The following is a 21,622-nucleotide window of genomic DNA, read 5'->3' as shown; positions in this document are numbered from 1 at the left end:
CTTCGCGGCCATATGTTGGAGATTATTTATCAGGACGAAAATCTAATTGCAATTAACAAACCCCACGGGTTGTTGGTGCATCAATCTTCCATTGCAAGAGATGCCATGGAGTTCGCACTTCAGTTACTCAGAGATCAGGTAGGCCAGCATGTTAGTCCTGTACATAGGCTAGACAGGAAGACAAGCGGAATCTTATTATTTGCTTTCGACAAAGCATCTGAAATTGCTATGCATCAACAATTTATGAATGCAGAAACCGATAAAAAATACTTGGCTATTTTGCGTGGTTTCACACCTGATGCAATGGATATTGACTATCCATTAGCCAAAGAAAACGGAACGATGCAGGATGCTTTCACTTCGTTTATAACACTGCAAAGGGCAGAGGTAGCCGTAGCTTTCGGTAAACATCCAACCTCACGGTATTCATTGGTAGAAGCTACACCCAAAACCGGGAGGATGCATCAATTGAGAAGACACTTTAGCCACATCCTACATCCAATTATTGGCGATAGGACACATGGTTGCAACAAACAAAACAAATTCTTTAAAGCGCAATGGGATATGACAACCATGTTGCTCCATGCCTCGGAGTTAGCATTCACTCATCCCATTACAAAAGAAAAAATCCATTTAAAAGCCGGTTTACACGATGAGTTTAAAAGAGTGATGGATTTTATGAAAATGGAACCTTAGCACAATTTTTGCCATCAAAATCTGTTTATATAACATCTATGATTAAATACTTACGTTTTACACTTCCAGTTTTAGCGCTTTTCGCAGCCAGTTGTTCTTCAGTTTATATGCCAAACGTACCAAATACCCCCATGTTAAGTAAACAGGGTGAATTTAGTGGCGGCGCGCACATCTCATTAAAAGGCAATGCCAGTGTTAATGGTGCTTATGCCGTTTCTGATCACATTGGTGTACTTTTTAGCGGTTCGAGAATGAATAGTGAAAGAAAAAGCAAAGATTTCGGGCATAAACTTATTGAAATTGGAGGAGGATACTTTGATACTTTTGGCCCGGATAACAACCGGATTATTGAGGTTTATGCAGGTGTAGGGAAAGGTTGGAGTGATATTACCTTCCGCGATTATAAAAACGACATCCTTATTAGTAGCGAATTGCAGGAAGTTGATTACCGCAAAACCTTCTTACAGGTTAATTATAGTTCTAAAAAGAAAAATAACCTGCGTCTATTCGGAACAGATTTCCCAATTAACTACGGTACAGCATTAAGGATTAGCCATATTAAAATGGATAGGTTCTTTTTAAACGGTATTGTGCAGCCGAAAGAAGATAATATTTTCTTTGAACCGGTTTTCTTTACGCGTATGGCGCTCAGCAAAACTTTTCAGCTACAATATACCACCAGTAGTAATATTGGCTTAAAAAACCGTAAATATATGTCTGCGGGCAATTCTATCTTCACTATTGGTGTTGTGGTTAATGTTGGGGGGAAGTAATTCCTGCTGTCATTAAATAATCTTCAAATTTCTCGTTTTATTACTTAGTCGCGTCATTTCGACTGGAACGAAGCGAAATGGAGAAATCTATCCATAAGAAATTCCGTTCGATAGATTTCTCCACTGCGGTCGAAATGACGAATTTATCTAAGGATGCATCTGCTCCACCTTCAAAGCCTTAGTTTTATTTTGAAACCTTAGAAACAACAGAATAGAAGCCGTTAATAAACCCAGGGTTAATCCATACCAGATGCCATTAACACCTAAGTTAAAATGAAATCCTAAAACATAACCAATTGGAATACCAACTACCCAATAGGCTAAAAAGGTAATAAAAGTTGGAATATTAACATCGCCAATACCACGTAAAACACCTAGGCCAACCACCTGTGTGCCATCAAACAGCTGAAAAAAGCCAGCGATAATCAATAATTGGGCTGCAATAGGAATAACAGCAGCATCTTCCGTATAAATGAAGGGCATGATGTTATTGGCCAAAACAAAAATCACTGCGGTAACAGACATAAACAACAAAATAACATGGTAGCTGGCTATGGCAGATTTACGTAAATCGTCGAAATTTTTCTTACCAAAGTTATTTCCCGTTTTAATAGTAGCTGCCGAAGCTACGCCGCTGGCAATCATATAGGTCATGGCGGCTAAACTAATTGCAATTTGATGCGCAGCCTGCTCTACCGCTCCAATTGTGCCGATAAGCACTGCAGCGCCGCTAAAAGCACTGATTTCGAATGAATATTGCATGGCAACTGGCATCCCGATTTTAGCAATCTTAATCGCCCTTATTTTATCAAAAAACGTGGCTTTAAAACTGATCAGGTATTTTTTGAAATGCTGAGAACGCAATACATAAAAACACATTACGGTAGCCATTAAAATCCTGTCGATTAAAGTACTTAAACCCACACCACTAACACCCATCGATTTAATACCGAACATGCCTTTTACGAAAATGATTCCTAAAATGATGTTGATCGCATTTCCCCAGATAGAAACAAACATGGCCTGTTTGGTAAATCCTAAACCTTCAGCAAACTGTTTAAAAGTCTGGAAAATCAGTAAAGGTATAATTGAAACAGATAAAAGGTTCAGATAAGGTTTTGCATAACGCACTACTTCGGGTGTTTGCTCGAGGTGGTCGATCACAAACAAAATCCCCAATTGAACCAGTATATATAAAAATATACCCACGCAGATATTAATAATTAAACTGTTTGATAAAAGCTTTCCACATTCATCATAATTCTGACGGCCGTTTTCCTGTGCGATAAGCGGCGTTAAACCATACGAAATACCCAAACCAATTACCAGGATAAGCATAAATATACTGTTCACTAACGAAACAGCCGCCAATTGAATGGTATCAGTAAAATGACCTACAATAATACTATCGGCCATGTGTACCAAAGTATGACCAACCTGAGAACCTACAATTGGCAGTGCCAGACGAAGATTTTCTTTGTAATAGGCTTTATATTTGGTGTAAATTTTAGAAAACATAGGGTTACAAAGGTCGCGTATTTAAAGCTCAAAAAGTAGGTGTGTAGAAAAGTTAATGTTCGATTTTAAAAAGGCGATCGTCATGCTTAATTTATTTTACAAGTAGGTTTAGTGTTTTCAATTGCCTTGCAGCTACTACGTGGTCAGCATCTTTCTTGTTAGTTTTTACATAATTAAAACCCGCGTAAAATAGATCCTGAAACAAGTTCAGGATGACGACCATCGAGAAAAAGCACCTTATCTCACCGCCGTAAAATATTCTTCTTTTTCTGAAGTATGCGATTTGATTACATTGGTTAAAATTAAATTAACCAAAACTTTTTGTGCCTTGCGGTAAGAACTGCGCAACAATTTACTAAACTCTTTCAGCGTAATCTTTTCGTTCTCTTCCAAGTATTCGAGCAGCTTTTTTTCATTTTCAGAATAGGAAATGAGTACACCATTGTTTTTATATTCCTGTTTCAACACTTCAAGAATAATGCGACTGGCTAGAACGCTTTTATCATCTATACGGATATAAGCCCACCATTTTTTTTGATCATCGAGTGCATAATGTGGCTTCGTATCACTTTCAGGGATATTAACTACCAATACCAATTTATCATCAACATAAATTTCTTCGAAGTAAGGCTCAATTGCCGGTTTGCAGAACTGATGCGCTGCAGTTAAAATCATGTACTTTTCTTCTTCTTCTGATTTTACCCCTTTAATAGATCCATCATCAGCAACACCAATCAATAGTTTCCCCCCTTTGTTATTGGCAAAAGCAACCAGACTCTTGGCAATTTTCTCGGTATTGGTAATGGTTTTCTTAAAATCGAGCATAACGCCTTCGCCCTGCAAAATTAAACTCTTAATACTCGGCATAATCTAAAAAATTAGTAAGCAACTCTAGGGGTTTCGCCCTGATGCAGGTTTCGGATATATACTTCATTCATCACGGTAGCGCACAGCTCGCCATCCTTATTGGTAATTTCCATCGGGTAGGCTTTTACAAACTTTCCAACGGTTTTTAGTGCGTGCTCTGCTTCGTTCAACATCTCGTTAGTTACAGTTATGGTAAAGTATAATGTAGAACGACCAGGCTTTAAATATTGTATAGAAGCACTTTTTAGCCAAACACGGACTTTAAAGCCTCTGCGCTGCATTAACTGATCGAACAATAAAGCATAAAACGGATCTGTAGCTGCATAAATAGTACCACCAAAAATAGAACCGTTATAATTTTTATTCAAAAAACTCTTGCTCAGCTTAACCGTACAGCTTCTAAATTCATTTTCAAATTTCTGAACCCAAATGCGTTGAAAAAATAGGGGTGGGTAAAAACGCATTACCCATTTCAGGGTGTTTTGAGAAATAATCATATTCACTAATATCAGAAAGTTTTATCACCTTTTAAAGTTTTGAAGATCTTGTTTTAGTAATATTATTCCTGAAGCCTGAAGAATTTGAAATAAGTAATACCGTTTCGAAGGAATGACCGACCCGGCTGATAGCTTGGTTGTTTATACCATTTCATCATATGCGGGAAATTTAAAAAGGGTTTTGGTAAATGGTTATGGTGTATATGCTGAAAACATATCGCCAGAATTGCTGAATAAGTTAAAGATCCACCCTGAATAATGCATTTATTTTGTTTCACAATACATTAATAATCAATGCGATGGGTGAAAAATAAGCAATAAGAAATAAAAAAAAATAAAACCAAATGATTATAAGGTTGTTAGGTTGATAGATAACAATAAAAACTATGAAAAAAATAATCTTAAGTCTTGCTTTTGCGGGTTCTCTTATGATAGCCACATCAGCATGCAATTCGTCTAAAAATATGGCTGGTTCTTCAGACAGTACTGCGACGGATTCTACAAAAATGATGGATACGACTAAAAAGATGCCAGACACAACCTCTAAAAAAATGCCTGACACGACTAAAATGCCACCTGATACTACAAAAAAAAATCCTCCGATGTAGGAAAATAAAAGCCACTCTAAAACAAGAGTGGCTTTTATTTTAAAAATCTATTTTAAATATTTGTGTTATTGCGTACTTTCAGCGTTTAAACCAAATAATTAAATGGATCTTCAAGCAAAAGCAAACAACCGCAATGTAATTTTCTTAGTTATTGTAGCTGCTCTGGGTTACTTCGTAGACATTTACGATCTTGTTTTATTCTCTGTTGTTCGTGTTCAAAGTTTAACTGAAATTGGTGTTTCTCAGGTAAATATGCAATCTGATGGCTTTTTGATCATCAATTCTCAAATGTTCGGTCTACTTTTAGGCGGAATTTTATGGGGCATACTGGGCGATAAACTGGGAAGGATCAAAGTTCTTTTTGGTTCAATCCTTTTATATTCATTGGCCAATATTGCCAATGGTTTTGTTACATCGGTTAACAGTTATGCCATCATCAGGTTTATTGCCGGTATAGGTTTAGCTGGAGAGCTTGGTGCAGGGATTACTTTGGTTGCTGAAACCATGGATAAAGAAAAACGCGGGTATGGAACCATGATTGTTGGTGCAGTGGGTTTATTAGGTGCTGCTGTTGCGGCAACTGTAGCTGCCGAATTTACCTGGCAAACCTCCTACTTTGTAGGCGGCGGAATGGGCTTGGTACTGCTTTTATTACGTGTTGGCACTTTCGAATCGGGCATGTTTAAACACGCCGCTAACCAAACAGAAGTATCAAAAGGAAATATCTTAATGCTGTTTAACAACTGGAAACGTTTTTCGAAATATCTCTATTGTATCTTAATCGGTATTCCGTTATGGTTTGTAGTGGGAATCCTGGTTACCTTAGCGCCAGAATTTGGTAAAGCTTTAGGTGCGACAGAACCACTAAAAGCTGGTACCGGCATTATGTTTACCTATTTTGGAATTGCAATAGGCGATGTGGTTACAGGTTTACTCTCTCAGGTATTAAAGTCGAGAAAAAAAACAGTCTTTATTTTCCACTTGCTTTCTGTTGCGAGTGTGGTTGTTTATTTAACCAGTTTCGGCTTAACGGGTAGCAATTTCATCTGGATCTGTCTATTTATGGGCTTCTCTGTAGGTTATTGGGCCACATTTGTTACCATTGCATCAGAGCAGTTCGGCACAAACATAAGGGCTACTGTAACTACAACTGCACCTAATTTTGTAAGGGGCGCATTAATTCCTATTACATTCTTATTCGAATTTTTAACCCATAAATACGGATTAATTACTGCCGGATATTTAGTAATGGGAATATTAACCCTGATTGCGATGTTTGGTTTGAGCCAATTAAAAGAAAGTTTCAACAAAGATTTGGATTATTTAGAAGAGTAATAATCTCCTGGCTTCTGACTAAAAACAATGTCAATAAAATGTACTATCTAAACATAAATCAATATAGCTGCTTGAATACCTTTAAATTTGTATGGAAATAGAAAAAAATCATCATGTTTAAAGAAGAAGTAGCAGAACGGTATAAGCAAATACAGGATGAAATTTGCAGGGGATTAGAGATTGCCGATGGCAAAGGAAAATTTGAAGAAGAACGCTGGGAGCGAAACGGTGGGGGAGGCGGACGTACCCGGATTATGCAAAATGGTGCAATTATCGAAAAAGGTGGCGTAAATTTCTCTGCGGTACACGGTAAATTGCCCGAAGCCGTAAAAAAAGCCTTTAATGTAACCGAAGATGATTTTTTTGCCACAGGTGTTTCAATTGTGATTCACCCAAATCATCCGCTGGTTCCGATTATCCATATGAATATCCGTTACTTTGAACTCAATGAAGAAACGCGATGGTTTGGCGGTGGTATAGATTTAACACCACATTACGTGTTCGAAAACGATGCCCGTTTTTTTCATCATAAATTAAAACAGGCTTGCGAAGACTTCAGCGCTGAGTTTTATCCCAAATTTAAAGCACATGCCGATGATTATTTCTTCATTAAACACCGTGAAGAAACCCGTGGTATTGGCGGTATTTTTTATGATAGACTAAAGCCTGAAAACACGAATTTATCATGGGAGCAGATCTTAGATTTCTCTATTAATATTGGTGAAACATTTTTGCCAATTTATACTGAACTGATTGATCGTAACCGCGATAAAGAATATACCGAAGCCCAGAAACAATGGCAATATCAGCGCCGTAGTCGTTATGTAGAGTTTAATTTAGTTTACGACTCTGGAACAAAATTCGGCTTGGAAACCAACGGACGGATAGAATCTATTTTAATGAGTTTACCACCACAGGCTAACTGGGGCTATAATGTTCAGCCGGAAATTAATTCTGAAGAATACAAAACGGTACAACTGCTTAAAAAAGGAATTAACTGGATCTAAATGACCGAATTAAAAGAATTTGAGCTCCTGCTACTTAAAACAATAATAAAAGATAATTTAGAGAAATTCGGCTATTTGTCTGGGCACTTAGATTTTATAAGGATCGACACGACTAAAATAACCGGTACAGGTCTTTACATAAATTTTGTCTACCTAAAGGAATTTCAAGAAGAAAAATTTGAAAACGGTTTACTCAGTGCTGAAGTAAAACTAACTGCTCCGAACCTGAAAAATGAATTAACTTATTGTTTGGATGTTACGAACTGTAAAATAGATTCTCTAGAAATTTTAACCAATGAAAAAGAAAATTGGAACGGTGATTTGGAGAATTGTAGTTTGAATTAATTCGGGGTTAATTTTCGCCAAGTATTTTTTTACCAACCAAAAAATAAATTAAAGACCCAAAAAGAGGCAAGAACAATACAACATTGGTCCACATCCACTTTTGTCGTCTTTTATTGTATGGAAATTTCGAAATGTCTAAAATAACGTAAATGTTTATCAACATGATAAGCATTACAACAATAGCGAGAATTATAAAATAAGCGTTCATACGTAAATATAGTCATTTTAAAACAATGTTAAAGATGGCGCCACCTCATGAAAGCCAGCTTCTAGTTTGCCAAGCCTGAAATCGTTTACCAGGTTATGAGCCAGGCGTGTTGGTTCGGGGATACGATAATTTCCAACAGATTTTTTAATTGTATTTAAACTTTCTTCTTGCGTAATTAAGTGACCGGCAGAAACGTAGACAGGTGCGCAATTGCGCTTTGTTCTCAATGCAAAACCAAGCATTTCGCCAGCATTATTTTTAATTTCTGCAGTACTAAATTTGACATTTTGAGGCTGGTGATTTTGTCCATGTAAAAGACTCTTAGCACAGCCAATTGTGGTTTGGTTAGCGAGAATTCCAAAATGCGAAGCAACACCCATACGGCGTGGATGCAAAATTCCGTTTCCATCAAGCACTACAACATCCGGTTTATTGGGTATCAGTTCCCAAACTTTCAATAATGCCGGAACTTCTTTAAAGCCTAAAAACCCTGCTTTATAAGGAAAACTGGTTTCGTAAGTTTCTAATGCAAATGATTTTAAAACCATTTCAGGATAAGTTAAGATTGCAATTCCTGCGTACATGGTTGTACTGTTTTTATTAAATGAAATATCTGCGCCAGCAATAGTTTCAATTTTGTTGAGTGACTGAAAATTTAACTGTTTGGCTAATTCAATTTGGTAAGCGGTAGCATCTTCGAAGCTGTAGTGATCGTACATGGTTATTATTACAAACGCTTAATGATTATTGTTTTATTATTGTATTATATTAATTAATCGTTATCATATAAGTCATTTTTATATTATGTCTTATAATTAATATTATGTTAAGTTTGTTCTCCTAATACTACCCTATTCTTATAAATTACTTAATAAAATTATAGTTCTTGAAGTTTACGGTTAAGCTCTTGTACTTTGTTCGTTACTCCCTTTTTAGTGTAGATATCGATCAGCAACTGTACTGTTTTTTTATCGTTCGGGTTAATTTCATTTGCGCGCTGCAAAGCAAACTGTGCACGATTGATCAGGCCTTTATATTTTTCTGTTTTATCAGCATCATTTTTGCTCAGGGTTTCATTGGCTGTATTGATGTAAGCCAAACTGAGTTGGTATAATGCATCAAAATAATTTTGATCTGTAGACAAAGCTTTATCATAAGCCAAAATTGCGGTGGCGTTATTTCCAGCAACCTGTTGCAGATAACCGTAAAGAAAATAAAGTAGCTTGTTCCCTTTTTCTACTTTTAAATTGTTTTCGATTAATCCCTGAGCTTTACTATAATTCTCGGTATCAAGTAATAGATTGATATAATCATTTGTTAAAAAGCGATTGAACGGATTAAGCACAAGTCCATCCTCCAAAGTTTTGATAGCGGTTTCATTTTCTGATTTCACCACATACATCTGCGCCATTTTCTGAAAAACCGATGGATTTCTGATTCCGTTTTCTTTTGCACGTTTAAAATAGGTTAAAGATTCGTCGTAAGACTGGATATTTAATGCGCAAATTGCTGTATTTAACGCCAATGTGGTATCTGCAGGGAAATTATCACATACTTCTTTCAAATCAGCAAATGCTTCTTTAAAATCGTTATTAAAAAAAGCTTCATTACCTTTTTCCTGTTTTTTGATGAGGATATTATGATTAGAGGCTTTAATAAGGCCGCCATTATCATCATAACGATCTAAAGATTTGGCTTTGGCTACAGCTTCAACAGCTGAATCATAAAATTTATTCGCATTATTGGGATCTGTATCAATTATTGAAGCGAAAGAAGTAAGATAGGATTTAATAGACCAGGTTTCACTCCAGTTTTTAGTTTTGTTATCTTTCTCAGCTGATTCTATTGATTTTAAGCCTTCTGTAATAATCGATAACTGTTTTTTTTCATCTTCTTTATTGGCAATTGAAGCTTGTAGTTTACCGACAGCATTTCTGGCGATAAGAATTTGACTTTTTTGCGCTACAGCATTAAAAGAAACGAAAATTAAAGCGGTTAATGATATTTTAAGGCAATTCTGCATAATATAAATAATGTGGTAAAACCGTAATAAACCATAAAAATAAACATAAAAAAAAGAGCCCCGAAATTTCAGAGCTCTTTTTTTGGATCGGTCAATAAATTATTGTTTAGGCAATGCGTCTAAACGTTTCTTGATATCTTCGTAATTTTTAGTATCATTTCTAAAAGCATAGATCGTTTTCAAGGTCTCTAATGCACCTTGATTTTTGGCATCAACCTCAAGTGCTTTTTTATAAAAAGGAAGAGATTTATCTAACAGCGCATTCATTTTACCTGTTACTTCGTTAAACTCTTTCACTTTTTTAGGATCGATTTTATTTCTATCGGCTTGTAATTTTAAAGCCTGACTGAAATAGATGTTGCCCAAAAGAACCTGATAGTTAGGGTTGTTAGGTTCTTTTGCAGCTAAAGCAACCAGCATTTGCTCAGATTTGGCAGCATCACCCCTATCAATATAAATCTGGGTTTCGGTTTTAATCCAGTCGGTATTTTCAGGAAATTTAGCAGAAGCTTCTTTAATAACAGCCAAAGCAGCTGTTGTATCTTTTTGTTTTGCTAATGTGGTTGAGATAATCTCAGAATATAAATCTTTAGACTGTGGAGAATTCAAAGAGATTACTTTTTTGAATTGGCTAATCATGTTTGGATAATCCTCACTAAGTCTGGCCGCAATACCCGCATTCAGATACATAGCGGTGTCGTTTGGATTGATTACTGTTGCTGCCACGAATTTTTGATACGCAGTTTTGTAATCTTTCTTATTGTATGCAATTACACCACCATTTCTAACTGCGTTGCTAATATTGGTTTCAGCTAAATTAATATTATCTTTTTCACTTCCTTTTGTATCCAATTTCTTGGCTTCAACAACTGCATCCTGAGCAATTTTTAGGTTTGCATCGGCATTTGCAGTGCTTGTTGAATCCAGAATAGCTGCAGAAGAAGCGAATAAAGCGCGGTACGACCATGCTTCAGGCATTACTTTAGATTTTTCATCAGCAATTGCTTTGTCGGTATGGGCCAAGCCTTTTGCTAACGCTTCAAGCTTTTTTGCCAATGGCGTTGATGCACTTGAAGAAGTTAGCTGGAATAAACCCCAGTCGTTTTTTGCCGCGGTTACTTCACTTTTCTGAGCAAATGCAGAGCTTACCGCACCTGCTAGAACTATACTTAGAAATACTCTTTTCATAATTTTTATTCTAATCTTATTTTTAGTTAATTTTCTTCTTCCGCTTCGCCTTCTTCTTCAGTATCATCAGCCTCGGGAGTAGTATCTGCTTCCACTTCTTCACCGTCAGTAACTACAACATCTGTTAAATCTACTGTTTCTTCTTCATCTTCTTCGTGATCAATTTTAGTAACCGACGCAATTTCGTCATCACCTTTTAATGATATCAAACGAACCCCTTGTGTGGCACGGCCCATTACCCTTAATGCTGATACCGGAATTCTGATTACAATACCTGAACGGTTAATGATCATCAAATCTTCGCTATCTGTAACGTCTTTTATTGAAACTAATTGTCCAGTTTTTTCAGTAACATTAATTGTTTTTACCCCTTTACCACCACGGTTAGTTACACGGTAATCTTCAATATCTGTGCGTTTACCGTATCCTTTTTCTGACACTACTAACACTGTAACTTCAGGATTGTTAACAGCAATCATGCCAACAACTTCATCCTGATCGTGTGCAAGCCTAACACCGCGTACGCCGGTAGCTGTTCTACCCATCGGACGAACCGTACTTTCGTTGAAACGGATCGCTCTACCAGAACGCAATGCCATTACAATTTCGCTTTGTCCGTTAGTTAAACAAGCTTCCAGTAATACATCACCATCATTAATATTGATGGCATTAATACCATTTACACGTGGACGTGAATAGGCTTCAAGAGAAGTTTTCTTAATGGTACCTTTTTTAGTACACATAATGATGAAATTGTTCTCTAAGTATTCCTGATCTTTCAGGTTTTTAACCTTAATGTAGGCTTTAATTTTTTCCTCTTTCGGGATATTGATAATATTCTGGATCGCTCTTCCTTTACTGGTTCGTGAACCTTCTGGAATTTCGTAAACCCTCAACCAGAAACACCTTCCGGCTTCGGTAAAGAACAGCATATAATTGTGGTTTGTGGCCACAAGCATGTGTTCAATAAAATCTTCATTTCGTGAGTTGCTGCCTTTAGATCCTTTTCCGCCTCTACCCTGTGCTCTAAATTCGGTTGCCGGCGTACGTTTTACGTAACCTTCGTGAGAGATGGTGATTACCACTTCTTCATCATCGATGAAATCTTCCATGCTCATATCTTCGGCTGAGTGAACGATAGTTGTTCTACGTTCATCACCAAATTTCTGACGGATTTCTGCTAACTCATCTTTGATGATCTGCATACGCAAACCTTCATCTGCTAAGATAGATTTTAAATGCTCGATGGTTTTCATTAACTCTGCATACTCTTCTTTGATCTTATCGCGCTCTAGTCCTGTTAAACGACGAAGCGTCATATCCAAAATCGCACGTGCCTGAAGATCGCTAAGTCCGAATTTTTCCATCAAGCCTAAACGGGCATCTTCAGGGGTTTCGGAAGCACGGATTAATTTAATTACCTCATCTAAATGATCTAAAGCAATTAAATAACCTTCTAAAATGTGTGCACGTTTTTCGGCTTCTGCCAATTCGTAACGGGTACGGCGAACAATTACATCATGGCGGTGATCCACAAAATGCACAATTAAATCTTTAAGATTTAACATTTGTGGACGGCCTTTTACCAATGCAATGTTATTTACACTGAAAGAAGTTTGTAATGCGGTATACTTATATAAGTTGTTTAAAACAATAGAAGCATTTGCATCACGTTTAATTTCGTAAACGATGCGGATACCATCTTTGTTCGATTCGTCTTTAATGTTCGAAATACCTTCAAGTTTTTTCTCGCCAACCAATTCAGCAGTACGCTCAATCATCTGTGCTTTGTTAACCTGGTAAGGAATTTCGGTAACAATAATTACCTCGCGGTCTTTAATGTTCTCGATTTCGGCTTTTGCACGCATTACAATACGGCCACGACCTGTTTCGAAAGCTTCTTTTACCCCCGTATAACCATAAATAATACCACCGGTAGGGAAATCTGGAGCTTTTACAAACTTCATCAATTCCTCGATCGTAATATCTCTATTATCGATATAGCTTACCACACCATCAATTACTTCGGTTAAGTTGTGAGGTGCCATATTGGTGGCCATACCTACCGCAATACCAGAAGATCCGTTAACCAATAAGTTCGGGATTTTTGCAGGTAAAACGGTTGGTTCTTGTAAGGTATCATCAAAGTTTAACTGAAAATCTACAGTATCTTTATTGATATCGGCAAGCATTTCTTCGGCTATTTTCGAAAAACGTGCCTCGGTATAACGCATTGCAGCCGGAGAGTCACCATCAATGTGACCAAAGTTTCCTTGTCCATCAACCATTGGATAACGTAAGCTCCAATCCTGAGCCATACGAACCATAGTAAAGTATACAGATGCATCACCATGTGGGTGATACTTACCTAAAACCTCCCCTACAATACGGGCAGATTTTTTATGTGGTTTATTACTGGTTACACCAAGATCGAGCATACCATATAAAACACGGCGGTGTACCGGTTTCAATCCATCACGTACATCAGGCAAAGCCCTCGATACGATTACCGACATTGAGTAATCAATGTAGGCCGATTTCATCTGCTCTTCTATGTTAATTTGAATGATTTTGTCGTTCTGCTGATTTTCTAAATCTTCTGCCATAAATTATTATTCTCGCTAGTTAAAACGATATTAAAAAGGGTATTACTATAACCTTGCGAATTTAACAAAATTTAGCCGAATTAAGGCATTGTGGAAAAGTTTTGACCTTTGTTATAGGTTTTTTACTCCCGATGGGATTTTAATTTATTGAGGGCCAGTTTAACGAGTTTTACAGCATTTACAAAAAAAATGGGTTGTGAGTTTTTTTTGTAAATGTGAGGTTCTGTTTCAGTGGCGGTCTGCAGTCCTGCTATCGCTACAAGTCCTCATTCGTACCTCATTGTGGGCTATTCGCTATATCAGGTTTATAAACAAAGGACAGTATTTCATATTTGGATCTAAACCTCGCAGGTTTCAAAAACATACGAGGTTTGTAATTGAGTTTGTAGAGAACTAAAATTTACAATCTTAACTAATTCTGATACTTTTGCGTTTCAAATTACATATAATGGCAAACGGAAAGAAATCTGCAATGAGTTTTATTATGGTTACCCTCCTGATCGATTTTACAGGTTTTGGGCTGATCATTCCGGTTTTACCAAAACTTATTCAGGATTTCACTGGCGGTGGCTTCGGTTTAGCTGCAGAATATGGCGGCTGGCTCACCCTTGCATATGCATCAGTACAATTTATATTTTCGCCAATTATCGGAGCAATGAGCGATCGGTACGGACGAAGGCCCGTGTTATTAAGCTCTTTGTTTGGTTTAGGTATCGATTACATCTTTTTAGCTTTCGCCCCTTCTATTGTTTGGTTATTTGTAGGAAGGATTATTGCAGGAATAACAGGTGCAAGTTTTACAACCGCACAGGCATATATCGCTGATGTTTCGCCTCCAGAAAAAAGAGCGCAAAATTTTGGCCTGGTTGGTGCAGCATTTGGTGTTGGATTTATCTTAGGTCCGGTTTTAGGTGGCGCTTTTAGCCATTTTGGTACGCGGGTCCCTTTCATGATTGCTGCAGGTTTATCTTTAATTAACTGGCTTTACGGTTATTTTATACTGCCAGAATCTTTACCTGTTGAAAAACGGAGGGCTTTTGACTGGAAAAGGGCAAATCCAATCGGCTCGTTGTTAAGCATTGGCAAATACCCTGCATTATTGGGCTTAATGGCTACCTTATTCTTACTATATTTTGCCAGTCACGCAGTTCAATCCAACTGGACATTTTATACCATGGAGAAATTTAAATGGGATGCTGCATGGGTAGGCTATTCATTAGGTTTTGTGGGTTTGGTTGTGGGCCTTGTTCAAGGTGGTTTAATAAGGGTGATCCTTCCCAAAATCGGAGAAAAGAAAGCGGTTTACTTTGGTCTCATTTTATACATCATAGGCTTCATCGCTTTTGCTTTTGCAAGCAAGGGCTGGATGATGTTTGCTTTTATGCTTCCTTATGGTTTAGCCGGAATCTGCGGACCGGCCATGCAGGGCTTAATCTCGAATCAGGTGCCTTCGAATGCACAAGGCGAAATGCAGGGCGTTTTAACAGGTTTACAAAGTTTAGCGGCCATATTTGCCCCTTGGGTAATGACACATATATTTGCTTATTTTATCGAAGGCAAGGCTCCGGTTTATTTTCCGGGCGCACCGTTTATATTGAGCGCGGCGTTAACTTTAATCGGATTGTTTATCTGTTTAAGGAGCTTGAAGAAATACCATTAGTAAGTCTTAAGCGCGGTCATCGTTCACTAAAGTAGACGCAGCCTAAAAACCTGCCCTGTTTGAATGAAGACCCTGAAACAAGTTTAGGGTGACGTAACTATTGTAGTTCTTTTCTGCTAGATGAACGGGGAAGAAAAGCTTAAAGCAACTCATTAGCCAAATTTGCCAACTCACTCCTCTCGCCTTTATGTAAGGTAATATGGGCATACAGCGGGTGGTTTTTAGCGTTTTCGATTAAATAAGACAGACCATTACTTTCAGAATCTAGGTATGGTGTATCAATCTGGTAAATATCGCCGGTAAAAACTATTTTGGTATATTCGCCCGCCCTCGAAATTATCGTTTTCACTTCATGGGGTGTTAAATTCTGTGCCTCATCAATAATAAAGAAAATTTTGGTGAGCGTTCTTCCCCGGATAAAAGCCAATGGCGCAATCGCTATTTTTTCGGTTAAAATCAGTTCATCAATCTTTTCCGACATTTTATCATCGCCGATAAACTGCTCTTTAATAAACCGCAGATTATCCCAGATTGGCGCCATAAAAGGATCAGTTTTCGATTTTGCATCGCCTGGCAAGAAACCGATGTCTTTATTGCTCAGGGAAACGATTGGCCGGGTAACATAAATCTGTCTAAAGTTTTTACGCTGTTCTAAAGCGCTTGCTAAAGCCAATAGTGTTTTGCCTGTTCCGGCATTCCCTTGTATGCTCACCAGCTTAATTTCAGGATCCAAAAGCGCATGAATGGCAAATGCCTGTTCAATATTTTTAGGTTTGATTTTAAATATAGGATCAGTAGAAACTGCTGAAATTGTTTTTAAACTGTTGTTATAAAATACATTTGCTGTTTTTCTCTTATTCCTTAAAATATAAAAGTGATTGCCATTTTTAGGTGGCAGTTCTACCTCATTAGCATCAATAAAAAGTTGTTTTTTTACTTCATCTATAATTTCCACCGGAAAGTTGGCTATTTCGGTCTTTCCGGCGTAAAGCTCATCTACATTTTTAATTTTACCCGTTTCGTAATCTTCTGCATTTAAATCCAGAGCTTTTGCTTTTAACCTCAGGCAGATGTCTTTCGATACCAGTACTACTTTCTTATCGGGATATTCTTCTTTTAAACTTAATGCAGCATTTAAAATCTTATGGTCTGTTTTGCCTTTTCCATACACTTCTTCTGCGTTTATAGTTAAAGGCTTTTCATTTAAAACCACCTTAAATTTTCCTGAATCAGGGCTTTTTAACGAAATCCAATCGCTGATGAGTTTTTGTTTTGAAGTTTCATCAATAAGGCGGATAAAACTTCTGGCCTCAAAATTCCGGGTATCGTTACCGCTTTTAAAATTATCGAGCTCTTCTAAAACCTGAATGGGAATAGCTACATCGTGCTCGTGGAAGTTATTTATCGCATCATGGTCGTACAAAATAACCGAGGTATCTAAAACGAATATCTTTTTTGATGGATTGGAGATTGATTTACCTTTTTTGGCCATTTGGTAAATTTAATATTTTAGGGATAATATGCGGAAAGATTCGCTATTCTTTTTTTGATCGAAAGATCAAAATTTAAGGCAAAATAAAAACGGGGTTCTTCTTCTTTCGATTCAGTTCCCCGTTTTAACTCTAAAAACAACCGTAGTCGCATTTTAAAGCATCTAATTCTTGTTACTTTGATTTTTCCGTTATCGTTAGGTTTTGCAACTTTTGCGATTCGTGAAAATTTATTTCCAACTCCTCCGTCCGTAAACTTCCTAGTTTTCAATAATCTCTGTTTGGGCCTGTGCGATTTTCTTATGATCCAATCTTGCGATGGTTATATATATCCTTACTCGGTTTAACCCTTTCTGAAATTAATCGTTTTCCCTGTAAACACTCCGAAACAATTCCCCTTTCGGTTCTTTATCTCTTTTGGATTGTTTTATCAGAATTCAAAGTACTTCGTATTTGATATGATCTAATTTAGTTGGAAAACACGCGTTTGTCAAGAGAAAAATGAGTGTTTTTATAAACAAAGTTATCCACTTAAAATTGCTGGTTATCAACAGCTTAGTATTGTTAAAAATATCGTTTTGAGCGCTTTTTGTGGATTTTCGATTAGGTTATCAACATTTCTAAAATCACACTTATAAACAATTCATAATATTTTGTTAGTCAAGATATTACCTATTTTCTGCTTAAAAGTTTATAAAAAGCAAAAAACTTATTTTAATCGCAACAAAAAACTTCGCTATTATGTTATTTTTGTATCATGCAGATTAGGCAACCCATTAGAAATATACAAGACTTTTTATTGAGTACGTATTTTGCCGACGGTCTCCGCATCACCATTGGTGTACTGCTCCCCTCTTTAATTCTTGCCCAGTTTGGCATGTTAAAGTACGGTATGACTTTATCGCTAGGCGCTTTATGTGTAAGTGTGGTAGATAGTCCGGGGCCAATGGTGCACCGAAGAAATGCAATGCTGATTACTACTGCGCTCATCTTTACCTTCTCTATCATAACGGGGTTAACCAATAAGAACCATTATTTTATCGGCTTTTTATTGGCTGTATCCAGTTTTGTATTTTCGATGTTTTACATCTACGGTATTAGAGCTGCATCGGTTGGTACCGCGGTTTTACTGATTATGGTATTAAGCATTGACGACGTACGCCCATGGCAAGAAGTATTGCTACATGCGGTTATGATCCTGATAGGCAGCCTTTGGTATACTGGCTTAAGTTATTTTGTGTACCGCTTACGCCCCTTCCGTTTGGTGCAGCAATCGTTAAGTGATTCTATCCTGGAAGTTGCAGAGTTTCTACGCGAAAAAGCCAAGTTCTATCATCAAAATAACAATTACGATAAAACCTATTCAGATCTGTTGCAGCTTCAGGTTTCTGTTCATGAAAAACAGGATGCGGTAAGAGAATTGCTTTTTAGAACCCGCGAAATTGTAAGGGATTCTACTCCTGAGGGCAGATTTTTGTTATTGGTATTTGTAGATATGGTCGATCTGTTCGAGCAGGTAATGTCTACCTATTATAATTACCAGCATTTGCACGATCAGTTTGATAAAGCAGGTATATTATCAGATTATGAAATGGCCATTAAGCGGATCTCTTACGCCCTTGATGATATTGCTTTTGCCTTAAAAAGTGGTGGAATGCCCGTTGTTTCAAAACGTTTATTGATTGAGATTGAAAGGTTAAAGATCAAAATCAACGACCTGGAAAAGAACAATCAAAATCAGGAATACAATACCTTAGGCATAATCGCTCTGAAAAATATTGAGGTGAACATCGAAAATATACTATCAAGGGTTAAAACTATTTTCAGTTATTTTAAAATCAGAAACAGCAAAGATATTAGACAAGCTGAGGTAGATACAGAGAAATTTATTACCAGGCAAAAATTCGATTTTAAACTATTTACAGAGAATTTGACCTATACTTCTTCTACTTTCAGGCATTCGTTACGGGTTACTGTGGTGATGCTTTTGGGTTTTATCGTGGCTCAGATTCTCAATTTCTCACATAGCTACTGGATTCTCCTTACCATTCTGGTAATTTCGAAACCGGGATTTAGTTTAACCAAAGAACGTAATTATCAGCGTTTAATCGGTACCACGATTGGGGCGTTTATTGGTATGGGGGTGATTACTTATATCCACGATCGGAATACTTTATTTGTGATCCTATTAATCTGCATGATTGGCTGTTACAGTTTCCAAAGGAAAAATTACGTAGTGAGTGTACTTTTTATGACGCCATATATCTTAATCCTATTCGATTTTCTGGGTATGGGATCGATAGCGTTGGCGCGTGAAAGGATTTATGATACTTTTATAGGCTCTGGTATTGCGCTATTGGCCAGTTATTCTTTATTCCCGACTTGGGAGCATGAAAAACTCAAAGAGGCCATGCTCGATATTTTAAGGGCTAATAAGGCTTATTATGGACAGGTGATTAAATTGTATTTTGAGAAAAATTACAATAGAACGGAATATAAACTGGCCCGGAAAGAAGTTTATGTAAGTACGGCGAACTTGGCCTCTCTGTTTCAAAGAATGTTTTCTGAACCAAAAAGCAAACAGTTGTTTATTAAAGAGGTACATCAGTTTACAGCGCTCAGCCATTTATTGTCTTCTTATGTTGCAACACTTTCGCTCTACAATAAGGAACATCAATTTACCTTCGAAAGTTTCGATTCCTTGAAGCCTATTGCCAACAATACCAATTATTTATTGGATACGTCTATTGAAAATCTGGAGAAAGGCGCCAGCACAATTGAGAATGTACCGCTAATCAGACTAAATGATAACGGTTTAGCTATTAAAAAAGGAGAAGATTTGGTTCCTGAGCAATTCGACCTTATCCAGAAGGTAGCTTACGATATTTATAAGCTATCAGTGAAAATCAAGATTTAAATCGAATTTTATTACGCAAGTAATCATGCTGCATTGGTTCAAGATTTAAATTATCAAATACCTTGTATTAAAAACAAAGGCTATTAAAAATTGTTAAGTATCCATATTAAGAAAACATTATGGAAAAGCTATATACGGCTGAAGTTACAGCTACTGGAGGACGAGACGGACATATCAAATCGAGCGATGGAATTTTAGATTTCGATTTAAGAAAGCCAAAAGAGCTTGGCGGGCAAGGAGGTGCCACAAACCCAGAAGAATTATTTGCTGCTGCCTGGGGGCCATGTTATTTGGGAGCCTTAGGTGGTGTAGCGGAGCGAGAAGGTGTTGATATAAGTGAAGCAAATGTGAAAGTATTGGTTTCATTTAATAAAGATGGTAATGCATTTGCGCTCTCTGCAGACCTTGATGTACACATTCCAGGGATTTCGCATGAAGAAGCACAGGCCCTCGCTGATAAAGCGCATAGGGCATGTCCGTATTCTAAAGCAACCAGAGGAAATATTGAGGTAAGGGTAACGGCTGTGTAAAGTGAAGTCAGATGTTACCATCTGACTGTTTAAGCAGAATTACAAAATAAGATTGAACTTAGTGTCAGTTGGAAACAACCGACACCACGGATATCTGACACCACCACATCCAACACCGAAATTACCCTAAAACAAAAAGTCCCGATTTTAGTCGGGACTTTTTCATTTACAGTATTTATGAGTTGAAATCTATCTTTGTGTCTGTTGGAAACAACTGACACAAAGATATCAGTTTATATTTTTTGATTAAACCGCTTCCTGTTCAATTCTTGTATTTGCTGGTCTGCCATTTTTAAAGGCGTCGCGGGTTTTTAGTCCCAGCAATTCAAACATGGCCATATCATCAACAAATGCAGGATTTGGCGTAGTTAATAATTTATCGCCTGCAAAAATAGAACTTGCACCAGCCATAAAGCAAAAAGCCTGTTCTAAGGTGCTCATTTCGTTTCTACCAGCTGATAAACGCACCACAGAGTTTGGCATTACGATTCGTGCCGTAGCAATCATCCTCACCATATCCCAGATTGGAACACGTGGCTGATTTTCCAAAGGAGTACCTTTTACGGGTACTAAAGCATTAACGGGAACTGATTCAGGATGTTTTTCCATGTTCGATAAAGTCTGCAACATTGAAACACGGTCTTCTACCGTTTCACCTAAACCGATAATACCACCACTACATACCGTTAATTTGGCTTTACGAACATTTTTTATGGTATTTAAGCGATCATCGTAAGTTCTGGTCGAGATAATACGTTTGTAATCATCTTCAGAAGTATCAATATTATGGTTATATGCATATAAACCCGCATCAGCTAAACGTTGTGCCTGGTTTTCGGTAAGCATGCCTAAAGTACAGCAAACTTCCATATCCATATCGTTCACGGCTTTCACCATTTCAATCACACGGTCAAAATCGCGGTTATCGCGTACTTCGCGCCATGCTGCTCCCATACACAAACGTGATGCGCCCCCCTCTTTTGCCTTAACTGCGGCGCTAACCACCTGGCTAACCTGCATCAATGGCTGAACTTCTAATTCGGTATGGTAGCGGGCTGCCTGTGGGCAATATGAACAGTCTTCAGCACAACCTCCAGTTTTGATCGAGATTAATGAACTTACCTGAACTTCATTGTAATCTTTATTTTCTCTATGGATGCTTGCGGCTTCGTAAACCAGATCTAAAAATGGTTTGTTATAAATTTCGTATATTTCTTCTTTTGTCCAATCGTGTCTTGTTTTTTGCATCGGGATCAGATTTTATAGATTTAAAGTTTGTAGTCTAAGTTAAATTAACAGGCGCTCAATTTAGTTTTGCAAGCTTTAAATCTTGAAATCCTAAAATCAAGTAAAT

At 37.3% G+C, this 21,622-nt stretch carries 20 protein-coding genes; 10 read left to right on the top strand and 10 right to left on the bottom strand.

Annotated features, from left to right (window positions below):
- Window positions 1-12 precede the first annotated feature (12 nt).
- Together LQ201_RS08330 and LQ201_RS08325 are read left to right on the top strand one after the other, a co-directional pair.
- Window positions 13-696 (top strand): pseudouridine synthase, encoded by a 684-nt coding sequence (locus LQ201_RS08330; RefSeq protein ID WP_230141201.1) that lies wholly within the window; start codon window positions 13-15, stop codon window positions 694-696.
- 38 nt (window positions 697-734) lie between these two features.
- Window positions 735-1,469, top strand: coding sequence for a hypothetical protein (locus LQ201_RS08325; protein ID WP_057934679.1), 735 nt, complete (start codon window positions 735-737; stop codon window positions 1,467-1,469).
- Between the two features lie 147 nt (window positions 1,470-1,616).
- Here LQ201_RS08325 and LQ201_RS08320 read toward each other — a convergent pair whose 3' ends face one another.
- The 3 genes from LQ201_RS08320 to LQ201_RS08310 form a co-directional block, all read right to left on the bottom strand.
- Window positions 1,617-2,987: an MATE family efflux transporter gene (locus tag LQ201_RS08320; protein ID WP_230141199.1), complete on the bottom strand. Its 1,371-nt coding sequence runs from the start codon at window positions 2,985-2,987 to the stop codon at window positions 1,617-1,619.
- A 237-nt stretch (window positions 2,988-3,224) separates the two neighbouring features.
- Window positions 3,225-3,854: a helix-turn-helix domain-containing protein gene (locus LQ201_RS08315; protein WP_230141197.1), complete on the bottom strand. Its 630-nt coding sequence runs from the start codon at window positions 3,852-3,854 to the stop codon at window positions 3,225-3,227.
- Between the two features lie 11 nt (window positions 3,855-3,865).
- Window positions 3,866-4,351, bottom strand: coding sequence for a DUF4442 domain-containing protein (locus tag LQ201_RS08310; protein WP_230141186.1), 486 nt, complete (start codon window positions 4,349-4,351; stop codon window positions 3,866-3,868).
- A 112-nt stretch (window positions 4,352-4,463) separates the two neighbouring features.
- Between LQ201_RS08310 and LQ201_RS08305 the strand changes: the two genes are divergently transcribed.
- The 5 genes from LQ201_RS08305 (at window position 4,464) to LQ201_RS08285 (ending at window position 7,646) form a co-directional block, all read left to right on the top strand.
- A complete protein-coding gene (locus LQ201_RS08305; protein ID WP_230141184.1) occupies window positions 4,464-4,610 on the top strand; it encodes a hypothetical protein in 147 nt (48 codons plus the stop codon).
- Between the two features lie 127 nt (window positions 4,611-4,737).
- Complete coding sequence (locus LQ201_RS08300) at window positions 4,738-4,959, top strand: coproporphyrinogen III oxidase (protein WP_215128697.1); 222 nt, start codon at window positions 4,738-4,740, stop codon at window positions 4,957-4,959.
- 102 nt (window positions 4,960-5,061) lie between these two features.
- The gene (locus tag LQ201_RS08295) at window positions 5,062-6,294 is read left to right on the top strand and encodes an MFS transporter (RefSeq protein WP_230141182.1); all 1,233 of its coding nucleotides are present in this window, start codon (window positions 5,062-5,064) and stop codon (window positions 6,292-6,294) included.
- A gap of 113 nt (window positions 6,295-6,407) precedes the next feature.
- Window positions 6,408-7,301, top strand: a complete 894-nt coding sequence (hemF, locus tag LQ201_RS08290) for an oxygen-dependent coproporphyrinogen oxidase (protein ID WP_230141180.1) — start codon at window positions 6,408-6,410, stop codon at window positions 7,299-7,301.
- A complete protein-coding gene (locus LQ201_RS08285) occupies window positions 7,302-7,646 on the top strand; it encodes a hypothetical protein (RefSeq protein ID WP_230141178.1) in 345 nt (114 codons plus the stop codon).
- A 7-nt stretch (window positions 7,647-7,653) separates the two neighbouring features.
- Here the strand turns inward: LQ201_RS08285 and LQ201_RS25725 are convergent, their stop codons facing one another.
- The 5 genes from LQ201_RS25725 to gyrA all read right to left on the bottom strand — a co-directional run bounded on the left by LQ201_RS25725 (window position 7,654) and on the right by gyrA (window position 13,671).
- Window positions 7,654-7,809 (bottom strand): PLD nuclease N-terminal domain-containing protein, encoded by a 156-nt coding sequence (locus LQ201_RS25725; protein WP_167343635.1) that lies wholly within the window; start codon window positions 7,807-7,809, stop codon window positions 7,654-7,656.
- Between the two features lie 62 nt (window positions 7,810-7,871).
- Complete coding sequence (locus LQ201_RS08280) at window positions 7,872-8,573, bottom strand: endonuclease V (RefSeq protein WP_230141175.1); 702 nt, start codon at window positions 8,571-8,573, stop codon at window positions 7,872-7,874.
- A gap of 158 nt (window positions 8,574-8,731) precedes the next feature.
- On the bottom strand, window positions 8,732-9,877 hold the full coding sequence (locus tag LQ201_RS08275; RefSeq protein WP_230141173.1) for a lipopolysaccharide assembly protein LapB: 1,146 nt from the start codon (window positions 9,875-9,877) through the stop codon (window positions 8,732-8,734).
- Between the two features lie 99 nt (window positions 9,878-9,976).
- Complete coding sequence (locus tag LQ201_RS08270) at window positions 9,977-11,065, bottom strand: tetratricopeptide repeat protein (RefSeq protein WP_230141171.1); 1,089 nt, start codon at window positions 11,063-11,065, stop codon at window positions 9,977-9,979.
- 26 nt (window positions 11,066-11,091) lie between these two features.
- Window positions 11,092-13,671, bottom strand: a complete 2,580-nt coding sequence (gyrA, locus tag LQ201_RS08265) for a DNA gyrase subunit A (protein ID WP_230141169.1) — start codon at window positions 13,669-13,671, stop codon at window positions 11,092-11,094.
- Between the two features lie 448 nt (window positions 13,672-14,119).
- Between gyrA and LQ201_RS08260 the strand changes: the two genes are divergently transcribed.
- Entirely contained in the window at window positions 14,120-15,331 is a 1,212-nt protein-coding gene (locus tag LQ201_RS08260; protein WP_230141166.1) for a TCR/Tet family MFS transporter, read from the top strand.
- A gap of 139 nt (window positions 15,332-15,470) precedes the next feature.
- Here LQ201_RS08260 and LQ201_RS08255 read toward each other — a convergent pair whose 3' ends face one another.
- Entirely contained in the window at window positions 15,471-16,823 is a 1,353-nt protein-coding gene (locus LQ201_RS08255) for a PhoH family protein (protein WP_230141164.1), read from the bottom strand.
- A gap of 755 nt (window positions 16,824-17,578) precedes the next feature.
- Between LQ201_RS08255 and LQ201_RS08250 the strand changes: the two genes are divergently transcribed.
- A complete protein-coding gene (locus LQ201_RS08250) occupies window positions 17,579-19,738 on the top strand; it encodes an FUSC family membrane protein (RefSeq protein ID WP_230141157.1) in 2,160 nt (719 codons plus the stop codon).
- A 119-nt stretch (window positions 19,739-19,857) separates the two neighbouring features.
- On the top strand, window positions 19,858-20,268 hold the full coding sequence (locus tag LQ201_RS08245) for an organic hydroperoxide resistance protein (RefSeq protein ID WP_230141155.1): 411 nt from the start codon (window positions 19,858-19,860) through the stop codon (window positions 20,266-20,268).
- Window positions 20,269-20,514: 246 nt separating this feature from the next.
- Here the strand turns inward: LQ201_RS08245 and bioB are convergent, their stop codons facing one another.
- A complete protein-coding gene (bioB, locus tag LQ201_RS08240; RefSeq protein ID WP_230141149.1) occupies window positions 20,515-21,516 on the bottom strand; it encodes a biotin synthase BioB in 1,002 nt (333 codons plus the stop codon).
- Window positions 21,517-21,622: the final 106 nt, after the last annotated feature.

It is taken from the genome of Pedobacter sp. Bi126 (assembly GCF_918698245.1).
In the GTDB taxonomy this organism is placed as follows: Bacteria; Bacteroidota; Bacteroidia; order Sphingobacteriales; family Sphingobacteriaceae; genus Pedobacter.
The sequence above is the reverse complement of the archived record's forward strand: the minus strand, read 5'-3'. Positions and strand labels throughout refer to the sequence as shown.

Coding starts and splice junctions, on each gene's coding strand:
- LQ201_RS08330 (WP_230141201.1), top strand. CDS start 13: ATGTTGGAGATTATTTATCAGGACGAAAATCTAATTGCAATTAACAAA.
- LQ201_RS08325 (WP_057934679.1), top strand. CDS start 735: ATGATTAAATACTTACGTTTTACACTTCCAGTTTTAGCGCTTTTCGCA.
- LQ201_RS08320 (WP_230141199.1), bottom strand. CDS start 2,987: ATGTTTTCTAAAATTTACACCAAATATAAAGCCTATTACAAAGAAAAT.
- LQ201_RS08315 (WP_230141197.1), bottom strand. CDS start 3,854: ATGCCGAGTATTAAGAGTTTAATTTTGCAGGGCGAAGGCGTTATGCTC.
- LQ201_RS08310 (WP_230141186.1), bottom strand. CDS start 4,351: ATGATTATTTCTCAAAACACCCTGAAATGGGTAATGCGTTTTTACCCA.
- LQ201_RS08305 (WP_230141184.1), top strand. CDS start 4,464: ATGACCGACCCGGCTGATAGCTTGGTTGTTTATACCATTTCATCATAT.
- LQ201_RS08300 (WP_215128697.1), top strand. CDS start 4,738: ATGAAAAAAATAATCTTAAGTCTTGCTTTTGCGGGTTCTCTTATGATA.
- LQ201_RS08295 (WP_230141182.1), top strand. CDS start 5,062: ATGGATCTTCAAGCAAAAGCAAACAACCGCAATGTAATTTTCTTAGTT.
- hemF (WP_230141180.1), top strand. CDS start 6,408: ATGTTTAAAGAAGAAGTAGCAGAACGGTATAAGCAAATACAGGATGAA.
- LQ201_RS08285 (WP_230141178.1), top strand. CDS start 7,302: ATGACCGAATTAAAAGAATTTGAGCTCCTGCTACTTAAAACAATAATA.
- LQ201_RS25725 (WP_167343635.1), bottom strand. CDS start 7,809: ATGTTGATAAACATTTACGTTATTTTAGACATTTCGAAATTTCCATAC.
- LQ201_RS08280 (WP_230141175.1), bottom strand. CDS start 8,573: ATGTACGATCACTACAGCTTCGAAGATGCTACCGCTTACCAAATTGAA.
- LQ201_RS08275 (WP_230141173.1), bottom strand. CDS start 9,877: ATGCAGAATTGCCTTAAAATATCATTAACCGCTTTAATTTTCGTTTCT.
- LQ201_RS08270 (WP_230141171.1), bottom strand. CDS start 11,065: ATGAAAAGAGTATTTCTAAGTATAGTTCTAGCAGGTGCGGTAAGCTCT.
- gyrA (WP_230141169.1), bottom strand. CDS start 13,671: ATGGCAGAAGATTTAGAAAATCAGCAGAACGACAAAATCATTCAAATT.
- LQ201_RS08260 (WP_230141166.1), top strand. CDS start 14,120: ATGGCAAACGGAAAGAAATCTGCAATGAGTTTTATTATGGTTACCCTC.
- LQ201_RS08255 (WP_230141164.1), bottom strand. CDS start 16,823: ATGGCCAAAAAAGGTAAATCAATCTCCAATCCATCAAAAAAGATATTC.
- LQ201_RS08250 (WP_230141157.1), top strand. CDS start 17,579: ATGCAGATTAGGCAACCCATTAGAAATATACAAGACTTTTTATTGAGT.
- LQ201_RS08245 (WP_230141155.1), top strand. CDS start 19,858: ATGGAAAAGCTATATACGGCTGAAGTTACAGCTACTGGAGGACGAGAC.
- bioB (WP_230141149.1), bottom strand. CDS start 21,516: ATGCAAAAAACAAGACACGATTGGACAAAAGAAGAAATATACGAAATT.